This window comes from Flavobacterium sp. MFBS3-15, assembly GCF_026107645.2.
Lineage (GTDB): Bacteria > Bacteroidota > Bacteroidia > Flavobacteriales > Flavobacteriaceae > Flavobacterium.
This window is the reverse complement of record NZ_JAPCHV010000006.1, coordinates 46,824-61,112: the sequence shown is the minus strand read 5'-3', so window position 1 is coordinate 61,112 and position 14,289 is coordinate 46,824. Positions and strand designations below refer to the sequence as shown.

The 14,289-nt window shown below is 46.3% G+C and carries 16 protein-coding genes; 6 read left to right on the top strand and 10 right to left on the bottom strand.

Annotation, left to right across the window (positions count from 1 at the left end; translation table 11 throughout):
• Positions 1–131: 131 nt before the first annotated feature.
• The 4 genes from OGH69_RS06505 (at position 132) to OGH69_RS06490 (ending at position 3,339) form a co-directional block, all read left to right on the top strand.
• Positions 132–722: a TetR/AcrR family transcriptional regulator gene (locus OGH69_RS06505; protein WP_265173643.1), complete on the top strand. Its 591-nt coding sequence runs from the start codon at positions 132–134 to the stop codon at positions 720–722.
• Between the two features lie 75 nt (positions 723–797).
• Positions 798–1,241, top strand: a complete 444-nt coding sequence (locus OGH69_RS06500; protein WP_265173642.1) for a PaaI family thioesterase — start codon at positions 798–800, stop codon at positions 1,239–1,241.
• Complete coding sequence (gene fabF, locus OGH69_RS06495) at positions 1,238–2,482, top strand: beta-ketoacyl-ACP synthase II (protein WP_265173641.1); 1,245 nt, start codon at positions 1,238–1,240, stop codon at positions 2,480–2,482. The genes OGH69_RS06500 and fabF overlap by 4 nt, the downstream gene beginning before the upstream one ends.
• A 128-nt stretch (positions 2,483–2,610) precedes the next feature.
• Positions 2,611–3,339, top strand: a complete 729-nt coding sequence (locus OGH69_RS06490) for a porin family protein (protein WP_265173640.1) — start codon at positions 2,611–2,613, stop codon at positions 3,337–3,339.
• Positions 3,340–3,345: 6 nt separating this feature from the next.
• Here OGH69_RS06490 and OGH69_RS06485 read toward each other — a convergent pair whose 3' ends face one another.
• The 5 genes from OGH69_RS06485 to asnS form a co-directional block, all read right to left on the bottom strand.
• Entirely contained in the window at positions 3,346–3,963 is a 618-nt protein-coding gene (locus tag OGH69_RS06485; protein WP_265173639.1) for a hypothetical protein, read from the bottom strand.
• A 6-nt stretch (positions 3,964–3,969) separates the two neighbouring features.
• Positions 3,970–5,445 (bottom strand): RNA polymerase factor sigma-54, encoded by a 1,476-nt coding sequence (gene rpoN, locus OGH69_RS06480; protein ID WP_265173638.1) that lies wholly within the window; start codon positions 5,443–5,445, stop codon positions 3,970–3,972.
• Positions 5,446–5,676: 231 nt separating this feature from the next.
• Entirely contained in the window at positions 5,677–5,991 is a 315-nt protein-coding gene (locus OGH69_RS06475) for a type II toxin-antitoxin system RelE/ParE family toxin (RefSeq protein ID WP_265173637.1), read from the bottom strand.
• 3 nt (positions 5,992–5,994) lie between these two features.
• Positions 5,995–6,234 (bottom strand): hypothetical protein, encoded by a 240-nt coding sequence (locus OGH69_RS06470; RefSeq protein WP_265173636.1) that lies wholly within the window; start codon positions 6,232–6,234, stop codon positions 5,995–5,997.
• Positions 6,235–6,317: 83 nt separating this feature from the next.
• The gene (gene asnS, locus OGH69_RS06465) at positions 6,318–7,751 is read right to left on the bottom strand and encodes an asparagine--tRNA ligase (protein ID WP_265173635.1); all 1,434 of its coding nucleotides are present in this window, start codon (positions 7,749–7,751) and stop codon (positions 6,318–6,320) included.
• Positions 7,752–7,923: 172 nt separating this feature from the next.
• Between asnS and OGH69_RS06460 the strand changes: the two genes are divergently transcribed.
• Positions 7,924–8,250 (top strand): DMT family transporter, encoded by a 327-nt coding sequence (locus OGH69_RS06460; RefSeq protein WP_265173634.1) that lies wholly within the window; start codon positions 7,924–7,926, stop codon positions 8,248–8,250.
• A gap of 24 nt (positions 8,251–8,274) precedes the next feature.
• Here the strand turns inward: OGH69_RS06460 and OGH69_RS06455 are convergent, their stop codons facing one another.
• From OGH69_RS06455 to OGH69_RS06435, 5 genes are all read right to left on the bottom strand, one after another.
• Entirely contained in the window at positions 8,275–8,550 is a 276-nt protein-coding gene (locus OGH69_RS06455; RefSeq protein WP_265173633.1) for a hypothetical protein, read from the bottom strand.
• 34 nt (positions 8,551–8,584) lie between these two features.
• Complete coding sequence (locus OGH69_RS06450; protein ID WP_265173632.1) at positions 8,585–11,062, bottom strand: DUF5686 and carboxypeptidase regulatory-like domain-containing protein; 2,478 nt, start codon at positions 11,060–11,062, stop codon at positions 8,585–8,587.
• A 122-nt stretch (positions 11,063–11,184) separates the two neighbouring features.
• Positions 11,185–11,748, bottom strand: coding sequence for a ribosome recycling factor (frr, locus tag OGH69_RS06445; protein WP_265173785.1), 564 nt, complete (start codon positions 11,746–11,748; stop codon positions 11,185–11,187).
• Positions 11,749–11,766: 18 nt separating this feature from the next.
• On the bottom strand, positions 11,767–12,474 hold the full coding sequence (pyrH, locus tag OGH69_RS06440) for a UMP kinase (RefSeq protein WP_265173631.1): 708 nt from the start codon (positions 12,472–12,474) through the stop codon (positions 11,767–11,769).
• A gap of 196 nt (positions 12,475–12,670) precedes the next feature.
• Positions 12,671–13,450 carry a patatin-like phospholipase family protein gene (locus OGH69_RS06435; RefSeq protein WP_265173630.1) on the bottom strand — a complete coding sequence of 260 codons (780 nt, stop codon included), beginning with the start codon at positions 13,448–13,450 and terminating at the stop codon, positions 12,671–12,673.
• A gap of 94 nt (positions 13,451–13,544) precedes the next feature.
• Between OGH69_RS06435 and OGH69_RS06430 the strand changes: the two genes are divergently transcribed.
• Positions 13,545–14,147 carry a thioredoxin family protein gene (locus OGH69_RS06430; protein WP_265173629.1) on the top strand — a complete coding sequence of 201 codons (603 nt, stop codon included), beginning with the start codon at positions 13,545–13,547 and terminating at the stop codon, positions 14,145–14,147.
• Positions 14,148–14,289 lie beyond the last annotated feature (142 nt).

The window sequence follows — 14,289 nt, the reverse complement described above, 5'->3', positions numbered from 1 at the left end:
TAAAGTTACCCAATAAAACGAATATATACACGTCAATTAGCATAAGATTGGGATTTGGCCCCGTAAAAACAAAATTTAGATTATTCTATAAAATATACCGATTGGTATAAAAAATTTTGTACTTTTGATGTATGACTAAAGCGGAAAAAACCAGGCAGTTCATCATTGAGAAAACAGCACCCATTTTCAACAGGAAAGGGTATGCCGGGACTTCCATTGCCGACATTACTGAAGCTACGGGGCTGACCAAAGGCAGCGTATACGGCAACTTTGGTAACAAGGATGACGTGGCGCTCGCGGTTTTCGACCACAATTTCGGCCTTATGTCATCCCTCGTAAATAAGAAGATGGCAGAACACTCAAAAACAGTGGACAAACTGAAGGTCTACCTGACTTTGTATGCTGAACTCATAAAAGCGCCTGCACTTCAGGGCGGTTGCCCGGTACTCAATACCGCTGTGGAATGCGACGATACCCATGACCTCCTGAAAATAAAAGTGCGGAGTGCCATAGATAGCTGGCATAGCACAATCCTGGCGGTAATCAGGCTGGGGCGTGAGCGAAAGGAAATCCGCCAGAAGTTCGATGAGAAAGAATTTGCATTTGCGCTCATCGCACTTATAGAAGGCGGCGTAATGCTGGCTAAAGTGACAGGCAGGATGACCGGTTTTAAGGCGGCCATGAAGCAGGCCGAAAAAATGATCGACGAAATAGCAAAATAAATTTTTTTAAACAATAATATACCGATTGGTATAAAATATAATTATAATATACCACTTGGTATTAAATTAAAAAACATGGATACTAAAGCAAAAGAATTTTTACAAAACTATATAGGCAAAGAGGTCGAAAATTCCCCCTCGCCCTTCATGAACTGGCTGAAGCCTGTAATGGCAGCTGTAGAAGACGGAAGCCTGACCTTTGAATATACCGTCCGCAAAGAAATGACCAACCCGTTCGGTACGCTGCATGGCGGTGTAACGGCGGCTATGATAGACGACGCCATTGGGGCAACACTCATATCCTATGGCGAGCCCTGCTTTTATGTATCGGTCAACCTGGTTACTGACTACTTTTCCCCGGCCCGGGAAGGCGATGTGGTAGTGGCCAAAACCGCCATCCTGAAGAAGGGAAGCCAGATAACCAATGCGCAATGCGAGATTTGGAATAAGGACAGGACGAAACTGGTCGCTAAAGGCTATACCAACCTGCTGCGTACGGACATTAAAAATAAATCATGAAAAGAGTAGCAGTTACAGGCCTTGGCGCGATAACACCGCTGGGCAATTCAGTACCTGAATTTTGGGGAAACATCCTTGCCGGGAAAAGCGGTTCAGGACCCATCACTAAATTCGACGCATCCAAATTCAAGACGCAATTTGCCTGCGAGGTGAAGGATTTCGACATTACCCAATATGTGGACCGCAAGGAAGCACGCAAATACGATCTTTTTACCCGGTATGCCATTGCGGCAGCCGATGAGGCTGTGAAAGATTCAGGCCTGGACTTTGAAGCCATGCCGCAACAAGACCGCTTTGATGTTGGCGTAATCTGGGCATCCGGCAACGGCGGCATTGGTACCTTTGAAGAACAGCTCAAAGAATTCCATTCCGGTGATGGTACACCGAGGTTCAACCCCTTTTTCATCCCAAAAATGATCGTGGACATTGCAGCGGGCGTGCTGTCGATACGCTATGGATTGCACGGGCCGAATTATGCCACTGTTTCGGCATGTGCTTCATCCAATACTGCCATCATTTCCGCATTCGATACCATCCGCCTCGGTAAGGCCAAAGTGATGATTGCCGGAGGAAGTGAGGCTGCAATCACGCAGTCTTCCATCGGCGGATTCAATGCTTCGCATGCCCTGTCTAAAAATAATGACGATCCGCAAGGTGCCTCCAGGCCTTTTGATGCCCATCGTGACGGCTTTGTGGCCGGCGAGGGTGCGGGTGCGCTCATTCTTGAAGAATGGGATCATGCCGTGTCACGGGGAGCAACGATTTATGCCGAAATCGCAGGTGGCGGCATGGCCGCCGATGCGTATCACTTAACAGGTACCCCTGCCGACGGGCTTGGTGCGGCACTGGGTATGCGAAAAGCGTTGGCGGATGCCGGATTGCAGCCGTCGGATATTGACTACATCAATGCACACGCGACTTCCACACCGCAGGGCGACCTGAGTGAACTCACGGCCATTGCTGCTGTTTTTAAAGGTTTGGATGTCCCGGTAAGCGCTACCAAATCGATGACAGGGCATTTGCTTGGTGCTGCCGGCGCCATTGAAAGCATCATCAGCATATTGGCAGTAAAGAACAATGTTGTACCGCCAACTATCAATACTGGAACATTAGATGCCGAAATACCAAAGGGGCTTTCCATCGTTCTGGGCAAACCACTGGAGCATGAAGTGAATTATGCATTGAATAATACATTCGGCTTTGGCGGGCATACTGCCAGTACCATCTTTAAAAAAGCATGATACGCTTATCAAAGCTTATAAACAGGAAATCACCGGTTAATTGGCGAAAAATGTATAATTCATGGTAAAGTACAACCCATAGCAAACAAAACTTTTCGCATCTTTGCAGTACTAAGCTTAAAAACCGTATGCGTTACCTATATGCCTTATTGATGGGTTTGTGTTTCCTGCCGATTTCGGCACAGGTGAGTGAGTTGGAACGTGCTCGCGACACCATCGAAACGGACAGCGTACCGGCCTTTAACGATCCGAAGTACAGGGAAGACCAGTTTTACGCCACTATTTCGTATAACCTGATGCAGGGTAAGCCGGTTGGGTACAAACAGTATTCTTTTTCTACGAGCTTATCAGCAGGATTTTTACGGGATATGCCCATCAACGAGCGCAGGAACCACTCCATCGCGCTGGGCATCGGATATTCTTACAGCAACATCAAGCATAACCTTGTGGTGACCGACCTTGGCGGAGGGGTAAAGAACTATGCAGCCATGGACGAAGGCAGTTTTGACAAAAACAAGCTGGTATTGCACTACCTTGAGGTACCACTGGAATTGAGATGGCGAAATTCCAACTCAATTGACCACAGGTTTTGGCGTGTGTACGCCGGTGCCAAGGTGAGCATGCTCCTGTATGACAAGGCACAGTATGAACCCAATGTAGGCAAAACCGTAAAGGTGCGCAACGACAGCAACATGAACCGCTTTGTATATAGCGCCTATCTCTCTGCGGGATGGAACACCTGGAACTTTTATGCCTGTTATGCGATTACTCCCTTATACAAAAACACTTATCTTGAAAGTGGCGAAGAGGTGAAAATGCAATCGCTCAACCTCGGGCTGATATTTTACATTTTGTAGCAATTATTATATCGATGGCAACAGCCAGAAATACCAAAGCCCGACCTGGGGCAGGATCCCTATAAGCGTGCCAAGCACAACCTCGCCCAAACCATTTGTACCCGACTGCAGCCTTGATGAAGCGACAAAACCGGAACAAAGCACCAAAAAGATAATAATATAAAGGAAGGTTATGTGGTAATAGGCCGATATGCTGATGATGAACAGTGTGAGCGATGACATTGCAATCATGTGGAGGCTGGCCCTGAACCCAAAAAGCAGGAAAATCAGCGCTAACATCGCACTAAGCAGCATCCCCAGAAAATAGTAATACAGTTCGGGCACAACTATAGTGGAAAAGCTGTTCCGTATAAGTATCAGCAACAATATGCAGTAAAAGGCAAGCGGCAGCCGACGTTCCTTATTATCATTCAGGATACGGGTCTTTACCTTCCCGAGTGATTTGAGAAGATAAAACGCCGACATAGGCAACAAAAGGGTAAGTATGAGCACCTGTAGGAATACAAGGTAAATCTCATGCTGGTAAAAGAAGTTCCTGGTAATGAAAAAGTAAAAAAGCGTGGCGTACGCCGGTACAAAAAGCGGGTGGAACAGGTAGGAAAAAATCGGCAGCAGCTTTTTCATGCTGCTTTATATTTTTTTCCGCATCCGCGCCACCGGAATGTCCAGCTGCTCGCGGTACTTGGCAATGGTACGGCGCGCTATCGGGTATCCTTTGTCTTTCAGGATGTCGGCCAGCTTATCGTCAGGCAGTGGCTTACGCTTGTCCTCATCTTCGATAACCGTCTTTAGTATCTTCTTGATCTCTATGGTCGAAACGTCCTCGCCCTGGTCATTCTTCATCGCTTCCGAGAAAAAGTCCTTAATTAGTTTGGTGCCATAAGGCGTTTCCACATATTTGCTGTTAGCTACACGGGATACGGTGGAAATATCCAGCCCCACCATATCCGCAATGTCTTTAAGTATCATCGGCTTCAGCTTTGCCTCATCGCCGTCTAGGAAATATTCCTGCTGGTAATGCATGATGGCATTCATGGTCACAAACAGCGTCTCCTGGCGTTGGCGAATCGCATCTATAAACCATTTTGCCGAATCCAGCTTTTGCTTGATGAACTGCACCGCATCTTTTTGCTGCGAAGACTTGTCGCGGCTGTCCTTGTAGCTTTGCAGCATTTCCTGGTAATCTTTAGAAACATGCAGTTCAGGTGCATTACGCCCGTTAAGGGTCAGTTCCAGCTCACCGTCAACAATCTTGATGGCAAAATCCGGCACCACATGCTCTACCGTGCGCGAGCTGCTTTCGTATGCCCCGCCCGGTTTGGGGTTCAGGTGTTCAATCTCGTCGATGGCCTTACGCAGCTGGTCCTGAGTGATGTCATATTTTTGTAACAGCTTGTCGTAGTGCTTTTTGGTAAAGGCGTCAAACTGGTTTTCAAGAATATCTATGGCAAGCTCCACTGAACTTGTGGGCGTTTTGCTTTTTAGCTGTAACAAAAGACATTCCTGCAAATCGCGGGCACCTACGCCTGCAGGCTCCAACTGGTGGATGATGTGCAGGATGTGCTCTACCGTTTTCTCATCAGTATAAATGCCCTGGGTAAAAGCCATGTCGTCCACTATATCCGGTATGCTGCGGCGGATGTACCCCATGTCGTCAATGCTGCCTACAAGGAATTCGGCAATATCGCGCTCGCTATCACTCAATATAAACGTGTTCAACTGGTCGATAAGGCTTTGGTGAAAGCTTACCGAGGCGGCAAACGGCATACTACGATCCTCATCGTCATCGCTGTAATTGTTGGCCTGCAGTTTGTAGTCAGGGGTTTCGTCGTTGCTCAGGTATTCGTCTATGTTAATCTCGTCGGCATCAATCCTTTCGCCTTCATAATCATCATAGTCGTCGTAATCCTCATTGTTGTCGAACTCATCCTTTTCATACTCAAACTCATCTTCTTTACTGCTTTCCTCGAGCGCGGGGTTTTCCACCATTTCCTCCTTCAGGCGCTGTTCAAAGGCCTGGGTGGGCAGTTGGATCAGCTTCATGAGCTGAATTTGCTGCGGGGAGAGTTTTTGCGAAAGTTTTAGCTGTAAGTTCTGCTTGAGCATAATAAGGGCTGTAATTTATACAGGATAAAATTACAAAAATCAGGCATAATAATTGATGCGTTTTTGGATAAAATTATAAAAGATGCCTTCCGTGCATATCAGTGATGTTCTTAACGAATAACTGCGACAATGCACCTGTCTTTCTGATCCGCCTTCCATAACAAAAAAGCCTCCCAATCCTGAAGGCTTCATGTCTTTTAAAATTTTGCATTTTGCGGTGTCCTTAGCAAGTTATCTTTTACGATTTTCATTATTGATTTTCTTTGGATGTTGTCTCGTATCAAACACATCTGTAATTATAATCTCGTTGTCAACTACCTTATAAATAAGTTTATAGTTGTCTTTCACAAGATACCGATGTTCTTCTTCTTTTCGGATTAATAATTCTTCTTTTTGGTAAGAATGATAATTTTTGAGTAATCGACGGCTTTCTAAAATCAAACCATCACGAATCTTTGAAGCCACTCTTTTATTAGCCACTTCGCTATAATATTCAAAAATGGCTTTTAAATTTTCTATTGCAAATTTAGTCCAGGTAACCTTCATTGACTACCAGTTTTTTACTTCCGCTTCTAATTGCTCAAGAGTCATTATGCGACCCGCAGCATAGTCTTCATTAGCTATTTCTGCACGTGCAATCATTTCATCTTCTGAAAAAGATCCCGATAAATAATCCTCTTTTTCAAAAGAGTTATTTTTTGCTATTGCCTCAATCTTATTAAATACTTGTTCATCCTTTAGATTAATAAGATATTCTATTAAACTTAATTTCCTGGCTTGTAAATCCATAGCAGTAATTTTTAATCAAAGGTAATAAAAAAGGCATTACAATTAAAAACTGTAATGCCCTCTGTAATATTGGACACTTTCTATTAAAACTCCGCGTTCTGCGGTGTCCTTGGGAACGGTATTACGTCGCGTATGTTGGTCATTCCCGTCACAAACAGCACCAGGCGCTCAAAGCCAAGCCCGAAGCCGCTGTGTACCGCCGTACCGAAACGGCGCGTATCGAGGTACCACCACAGTTCTTTTTCGTCGATGCCAAGCTCGGCAATCTTTTGCTGCAGCACGTCAAGGCGCTCTTCCCTTTGCGAGCCGCCCACGATCTCACCAATGCCCGGAAACAGGATGTCCATGGCACGAACGGTTTTGTTATCGTCGTTCAGCCTCATGTAGAAAGCCTTGATCTTGGCCGGGTAATCGTACAGGATCACCGGGCACTTGAAGTGTTTTTCAACAAGGAAACGCTCGTGCTCGCTTTGCAGGTCGGCGCCCCATTCTTCAATGATATAGTTGAACTTCTTGTTCTTGTTCGGCTTGCTGTTCTTCAGGATATCTATCGCCTCCGTATAGCTCACGCGCTTGAAGTTATTGTCCAGTACAAACTGTAATTTATCCAAAAGTCCCATTTCGCTGCGTTCGGCCTGCGGCTTTTGCTTCTCTTCGTCGGCAAGGCGCTGGTTCAGGAACGCAAGGTCATCCTGGCAGCGGTCCATTGCGTATTTGACAACATACTGAATGAAATCCTCAGCAAGGTCCATGTTGGCATCCAGGTCGTTGAATGCCACTTCCGGCTCTATCATCCAAAACTCCGCAAGGTGGCGGCTGGTGTTGCTGTTCTCGGCGCGGAATGTTGGCCCGAATGTGTAGATCTGCCCAAGCGCCATCGCATAGGTCTCGCCTTCAAGCTGGCCCGATACGGTAAGGTTGGTTTCTTTTCCGAAGAAATCCTGTTTGTAGTCGATTTTGCCTTCTTCGTTCAGCGGCGCCCCGGTTGCAGGCAATGCCGTTACGCGGAACATTTCGCCCGCACCCTCAGCGTCAGATCCTGTGATGATGGGTGTGTTCACATATACGAAACCCTTCTCCTGGAAGTACTGGTGGATGGCAAATGACAGTACCGAACGTACCCTCATGATCGCACCGAATACATTGGTGCGCACGCGCAGGTGGGCATTCTCACGAAGGAATTCCAGCGAATGCTTCTTAGGCTGCATCGGGAATTTCTCCGGATCGCTGTCACCCAGTATCTCAAAGCTTTTAGCCTGTATCTCATACTTCTGTCCGGCACCCTGGCTTGGCGCAAGGTTTCCTTTTATGGCTATGGCAGCCCCGGTAGTTATCCTTTTTAGCTGTTCGGCAGGCGTATTTTCAAAATTGATTACGCACTGTATATTATTTATTGTCGAGCCGTCGTTTAGGGCTACGAACTGGTTATTCCTGAAAGTCCTTACCCATCCTTTTACTAATACGTCATCCAGCGGCTTTGCGCTCTCCAGCAGGTCTTTTACTTTTGTGTGCTTCATTTTAAAAAAATTAGTCTGTTTTTGGGATAGATGCGCTGCAAAGCGCAAATGCCTGCAAATGTAGTAAAAACAGGAAAATTGTAAAGATGTTTTGCAACGAATTCAACGAATTTTCGCAAATAATGAGTTGCCATTTTTTTAATGGCGGTATCTTTGTAAAAATCGCATTATCATGAACTGGACATTACTCATTATCGCCGGATTATTTGAAGTAGGATTTGCGTCCTGCCTTGGCAAAGCCAAAGAGGCCGCAGGCAACGCTTACTATTGGTGGATGGGCGGATTCCTGTTTTGCCTCACCGTTAGTATGGTATTGCTGTACAAGGCGACACAAACGCTGCCTATAGGTACCGCCTATGCAGTATGGACAGGCGTAGGCGCGGTAGGCACGGTGCTGGTAGGTATTTTTGTATTTAAAGAGCCGTCCGATTTCTGGAGGCTGTTTTTCCTTACAACTTTAATTGCTTCAATTGTTGGGCTGAAGTTTGTGACGCATTAGGATTGGATGGCCGAAGAATCGCTATTATTCTGCATAGCCTATAAACTCCAATTCAAGCTCTTCATCATTTAAATGACTTTTATCAAGGAAGAAATCAGATACAAAAATCCTTTTTCCAGCTGCAGCTCCTTCAGGAATTTGCTCAGACTTTACGGCGATTATTTCATTATATCCCTTACTGCCGCGTAACAGCCATTTACTTTTTCTAAAGAAATCTTTCTCCCCTTCCAGAGTACCAATAAGTAAAGTGCCTCCAAAGGCTGGATTAAAAATCTTTTCTATTTTTAATACGGTATTCATTTTTTATTTCTGTTGCGAAATCTGTGTACACCCCCTAAAACAAATTCAGCACAAACGACACTTTTACCGAAATATTCCTGTCGAAATAGGGTAAATGGTATGGGCCGTAACGATAAAACGCAGACAATCCCAATCCTTTAAAAATTTCATTAAATTCCAGGCCGCTTTCGTAGTAGCCTTTTTCGAGCGTGTTGTATTGCAGGCCAATGTGTTCCTCTTTTTTCTCCATGTTACCCCAGGCAAACCGGGTTACCAGCATAGGCGAGAGCTTAAGCGCCCGGAAGATGGTAAACCGTGTAAGTCCGTGCTTCAGCTGCACCATCATGTACTGGCTTGAGAAGAACTCGTTGAAATACATCGTTTCAAAACTGTTCTTGCCGGCTAAGGTAATGCGTTCCAGCACACCGTCTTTATCAAGGTTGTTTGGCGAGGTTGAATACAGGTGGGTAAGAGGTGTGTTGCCAACCGCGATCCCGGTTTGTATGAGGGCAGCCGTCTTTTGACCGTTAAGGTACTTCTGCTCAAATTCTGCCCTGAAGTCGAGTTTGCCAAATGTAAAATCACTGTCTAACAACCCTGCGACGGATTGTGTATACTGGATGGCAAATTTAGGAAAGCGCTTCTCCGTTTCGAGCCTTCCTATAGGGGTTTGCATGAAATCGCTGAACGGGTTCCACTGCAAAGCGACCGATGCAGTAGTAAGGTGAAAAACGGTAAACGGATCACCATTCGGCGCATAGGTATAGTCAAATTTAGGATCAATGCGGCTGCGGGTCACCTGCCACATGCTCTCTGTTTTAGGGATGATCTTTGTTTCGATATACCCCATCCAGGTCTGGTGATTGTAAAAAGTCGAGATGTTAATCGGACGTGGGTCATAGATTTTGAAAACCCTTTTGTCGGTGGCGAATGAGGTACTACCGATCTCTTTTACATCATCGGTATAGGAGACACCGACCCACGAGTTGGAAAAATTCCCCAGCCTTAGCGCCCCGCCAAAGCTGTACTTGAACTGCCCGTCTTTGGTTCCGTAGGCACCATACCCGCTCAGCCTGAATATCTCGAGGAAGCGGTCATTGGTTATACCGCCGATACCCAGTCGAAAACCTTCGTAGTTATTATATTTGGCAATTTGCCTCAAATCGATGTCAAAAGCGCCTACCGGCAGGTAGCCGTTTACGATTTTCCGTCCCAAAATGATGCGTTGCTCCCAATTATCTTTTGCCACAATGCTGTCAAGGGCAATGTAAGTTTTATGGCTGCGGGCATCCAGGGTGTCGGTCCGGAACTTGTTCCAGTACTCTTCAGGGCGGTTGGTAGCCTCATCACGTATCTCTATGGCAACTGCCGTACGCCGTATGGTAAGCGGTATATTGAATTCCTTCTCAAAATTTGATGATTCCGAAAGCAGGTATACATAGTCCGATGATTCTTTCTTTCGCTTGTCGTTGGTTACGGCATCAAATTTTATGGTCTCACCAAGTATTTTGATATCTTCCTTATTATTGCCCTTTACAATCTGTAAAGTTTTTTTATCCGGAAACCACAACTGCTGCCCTTCTTCGAAGGTAAAATAATGTGTAGAGGTAATGTCGAGCATGTTCTTTACACGTAATACAGCTTTTGCGACACCATAGTTATTGCGGTCAATGTACAGCAGCCCCTTTAGCTTTTTCTTGCTGTTCCGCTTAGGGACAAAATAAACCATATAGGTGCTCCGGTTATCTACCAAAACCGTGTCAAGTATCGAATAGTTATAGTACTGCAGCGCGTCATACGCCAGCGGCCCGGCATACTTGGTCTCAAAGAGGTCGATTTTATTAGAGTAAACCGAATAGGATTGCAGCTTCAGTCCAATGAACTCATACAATGGCTTTTTGAAACCCGCCATACGCGTAGCCAGCACATCTTCTTTCAATCCCTGCTCTTTGTTGAATTTAAACTCAGAGACCTTTTCCGTTTGATACAGGTGTTGCTTGTCAATGATCTTTTTGAACTTAAATCCGGACGAATCGATCTTTTGAAATACGCGGCCGGCACGTTCATACGTAAACACCGAATCAATCTTACCGCTTATGGAATCAGGATTGGCGGTAACTATGAGCCTGTCGTAGGTTTTGTACCTGAAGCTTTCCAGCTTTTGCTGCGGGTCGTTCATCGGCTTCCGCCTGATGGCACGCCCTATGATCTCGTTTGCGGGATTGGATGCATTGACGACTACTTCTTTCAGCTCTTCGGTATATGGCTGTAGTTTTATGGTATAAAACCTTTTGCCCTTTTCCGGGCTGAATTTTTGCTCACCGTACCCTGTGTAGCTTATGGTAATGGTTTTTCCGGGTTTGTCAAGCGCCAGTTTGCCATCCACGTCGGTTATGAAGCTCTTTCCGTTCGATTCGATGGTGGCAAAAGGGAGTGGTGCATTGCTTCCGGCATCTTTTACTTTTATGGTAATGGCGGTTTGCGCTTGTGACGTAAGCGTAAAAAAGAAAAGCAAAAGGGTAAGGATTCTCATTGATGCATACTAAAGAAATGACCTTTAGCGATATAGATGGCAATTTTGATTGATATGTAAAGATAACGGATTTTCTGCAAATTTATGATGCACAAAAAAGCCCCCGGCTGCGGGGGCTTTCATTATACTTTCATGATCTCTGCTTCTTTGTGGGCGAGCAGCTCATCGATTTTTTTGATATAGCTGTCGGTAAGCTTCTGCACGTCTTCTTCGGCGCTTTTGCAAACGTCCTCGCTCATGCCGTCCTTCTCCAGCTTCTTGATGTCGGTATTCGCATCCTTACGGGCATTGCGCACACCAATCTTGGCATCTTCCGCCTCGCCTTTGGCCTGCTTTACCAGGTCGCGCCTTCTTTCTTCAGTAAGCGCCGGAACGTTGATGATGATGTTATCACCGTTGTTCATCGGGTTAAAGCCCAGGTTGGCAATCATGATGGCCTTTTCAATCGGCTGCAGCATGCTCTTTTCCCAGGGAGTGATGGTTATCGTCCTCGCATCGGGCGTATTCACGTTGGCTACCTGCGAAAGCGGGGTTGCCGCTCCGTAGTAATCTACCTTTACGCCCCCAAGCATCGCCGGGCTTGCCTTACCGGCACGGATGTTAAGGAATTCTTTTTCAAGATGCGACAAAGAACCATCCATCGACTCTTTGGTGCTATCTAATATAAAATCAATTTCTTCCATGATAATTCTTAAGTTTAAAAATTAAACATTTACCGTAGTTCCAACCAACTCGCCTTCGCATACTTTTACCAGGTTGCCCTCCTTGTTCATGTCGAACACAATGATAGGCAGCTCGTTCTCCTGGCTAAGTGTAAAGGCCGTAGTATCCATTACGTTAAGGCCTTTGCGCAATACATCCTCAAACGTAAGGGTGTCGTATTTTGTTGCACTGGCATCTTTTTCAGGGTCGGCAGTATAAATACCGTCTACACGGGTCCCTTTCAGTATCACGTCGGCATTTACTTCCACGCCCCTAAGTACGGCAGCTGTATCGGTAGTGAAATATGGGTTGCCCGTACCGGCTCCAAAAATTACGATACGGCCTTTTTCAAGGTGGCGCACAGCCCTCCTTTTTATATAAGGTTCTGCAATGGCTTCAATCTTAAGAGCAGTCTGCAGGCGTGTCGGCATACCGGCATCCTCAAGAGCGCCCTGGAGCGCCATCCCGTTGATTACGGTAGCAAGCATGCCCATATAGTCGCCCTGTACCCTGTCCATGCCGTTGCTGGCCCCGGCCACGCCACGGAAGATGTTACCCCCACCAATTACAATGGCTATCTGTACACCCATGTCGTGTATCAGCTTTATCTCCTGGGCATATTCGGCAAGCCTTTTTGGGTCAATGCCATATTGCCTGTCTCCCATAAGGGCTTCGCCACTTAGTTTCAACAGGATTCTTTTATATTTCATAGGGTACGAATTTGAATGGTGCAAATATAGCAATTAAACTTTTTCGTAAAATAGAATTTTAACAATATGAAAAGTTTGACCTCACCCCAGCCCTCTCCAAAGGAGAGGGAGCAGCTTCACTCATTCCCTAATAGAACGTCTGAGTTCCCCCTCTCCTTTGGAGAGGGGTTAGGGGTGAGGTCCCTATCCGGCATTATTACACTATGAGTTCCCCATACGACTTCTTCGCCGCTTCATACCCAATATGGAAAATTTCATCCATTTTGCTTTTATTCGTTTCAAAAGTGCGGTACAGCGCCAGCTCATCCGGGCTGATCACCCAGTCGCACAGCGTAAATTTCTGCATGTTGCTGTTGGCCGAAAGCAGGTCGTATGCCCGTGTGGCTACTGCTTTTATCGACTTCATGTCCGCGGCTTCGATCTTCTGTATCGGACTCACATATACCCCGATGAGCGTTTCGCAGCGCCCCTGCAAAATGTCGGTTGGGAAATGGTTAATGATGCCGCCATCGCTGTACAGCCTCCCGTCAATTTCATAAGGAGAAATAATACCGGGAAATGCCGACGAAGCCAGTACCGCATCGGCAACTTTCGTCTCAGGGCCAAATATCTTCAGCTTGCCCGAAACGAGGTCGGTCGCGGTTAGGTGCATTTTGTACGGAAGGTCGCCCAGGGTGGCATCGCCAAAGATATGGTGGAAGTATTCACGGAAAGCATCCGAGTCGATGAACCCGGCCTTGCGGAAGGTAAAGTGCTTCCAATGGAAAAAGTAAATGGATTTGAAAAACTCCAGTATCTCCTCCGGTTTCTTCCCCCCGGCATAGAGAGCCGACACAATGGCACCCGAACTTGTACCTGCAATGTCCTGTGGTACAATGCCCTGCTCTGTAAAAAACTTAAGAACCCCCGCATGTGCAATGCCTTTAGACCCGCCTCCCGAAAGTATGAGGCCTATAGTGCTTCCGTCAAATTTCATTTTTGTAAGTATTAACCTGACTAAATTACAGTTTTTTGCGGCATGGCTTCCTTTTTGATTGATTAAAAATGCAGAACATACAGAATAAAAAATCATGACAGTAATCATCGAACAAAGCCTGGCCAACAGCCACAGCTATACCGAATACCGCGACCATATGTCGCAACTGCTTAAAGAAGGGCTCTCTACGGGCGATAGCCAAAGCGAAGACCTGACCCATTACAGCACGCTGAACGAGGTGCGCATGAACCGCCTCGACAAGACCATACACATCCCGCAGGAAATACAGGACAGGCTGGACAAGCTGAAGTCTAAGCACACTCTTTTGGTCATTTCCGAAGGGTGGTGCGGGGATGCAGCGCAGATTGTGCCGGTGATTGAAAAACTGGCGGAAGCCTCCGATAAACTCGACCTGCGTATTGTACTCCGCGACCAAAACCCACAGCTGATGGACGCCTACCTGACCAATGGCGCGCGCTCCATACCGAAACTGGTATTGGTTGAACCCGACACATTGACCGTTCGTGGCAGCTGGGGCCCACGTCCGCATGATGCCGCCAAACTGATCCTTGATGCCAAAGAAAAATTCGGGCATATCCCTGCCGAAGCCAAAGCAGACCTGCAGAAATGGTATTTACAGGATAAGGGGTTAAGTACGATGGAGGAGATTGTGCTCCTTCTCGAGAATGCCGAATAAGATTATGAACGCATGGTAGAGACGCAGTGCCTGCGTCTGACATACCGATAGTAATTGAAAATTGTGTGAGATGCAAGGCATTGCATCTCTACAAAATCGTAAAAAACAAAAACTACGGAAAGATGTTTCTCTCCGGAGTTTT

Coding starts and splice junctions, on each gene's coding strand:
- OGH69_RS06435 (WP_265173630.1), bottom strand. CDS start 13,450: ATGAAATTTGACGGAAGCACTATAGGCCTCATACTTTCGGGAGGCGGG.
- asnS (WP_265173635.1), bottom strand. CDS start 7,751: ATGAAGCACACAAAAGTAAAAGACCTGCTGGAGAGCGCAAAGCCGCTG.
- rpoN (WP_265173638.1), bottom strand. CDS start 5,445: ATGCTCAAGCAGAACTTACAGCTAAAACTTTCGCAAAAACTCTCCCCG.
- OGH69_RS06505 (WP_265173643.1), top strand. CDS start 132: ATGACTAAAGCGGAAAAAACCAGGCAGTTCATCATTGAGAAAACAGCA.
- OGH69_RS06490 (WP_265173640.1), top strand. CDS start 2,611: ATGCGTTACCTATATGCCTTATTGATGGGTTTGTGTTTCCTGCCGATT.
- OGH69_RS06430 (WP_265173629.1), top strand. CDS start 13,545: ATGACAGTAATCATCGAACAAAGCCTGGCCAACAGCCACAGCTATACC.
- OGH69_RS06450 (WP_265173632.1), bottom strand. CDS start 11,062: ATGAGAATCCTTACCCTTTTGCTTTTCTTTTTTACGCTTACGTCACAA.
- OGH69_RS06475 (WP_265173637.1), bottom strand. CDS start 5,991: ATGAAGGTTACCTGGACTAAATTTGCAATAGAAAATTTAAAAGCCATT.
- OGH69_RS06460 (WP_265173634.1), top strand. CDS start 7,924: ATGAACTGGACATTACTCATTATCGCCGGATTATTTGAAGTAGGATTT.
- OGH69_RS06485 (WP_265173639.1), bottom strand. CDS start 3,963: ATGAAAAAGCTGCTGCCGATTTTTTCCTACCTGTTCCACCCGCTTTTT.
- OGH69_RS06470 (WP_265173636.1), bottom strand. CDS start 6,234: ATGGATTTACAAGCCAGGAAATTAAGTTTAATAGAATATCTTATTAAT.
- pyrH (WP_265173631.1), bottom strand. CDS start 12,474: ATGAAATATAAAAGAATCCTGTTGAAACTAAGTGGCGAAGCCCTTATG.
- fabF (WP_265173641.1), top strand. CDS start 1,238: ATGAAAAGAGTAGCAGTTACAGGCCTTGGCGCGATAACACCGCTGGGC.
- OGH69_RS06455 (WP_265173633.1), bottom strand. CDS start 8,550: ATGAATACCGTATTAAAAATAGAAAAGATTTTTAATCCAGCCTTTGGA.
- OGH69_RS06500 (WP_265173642.1), top strand. CDS start 798: ATGGATACTAAAGCAAAAGAATTTTTACAAAACTATATAGGCAAAGAG.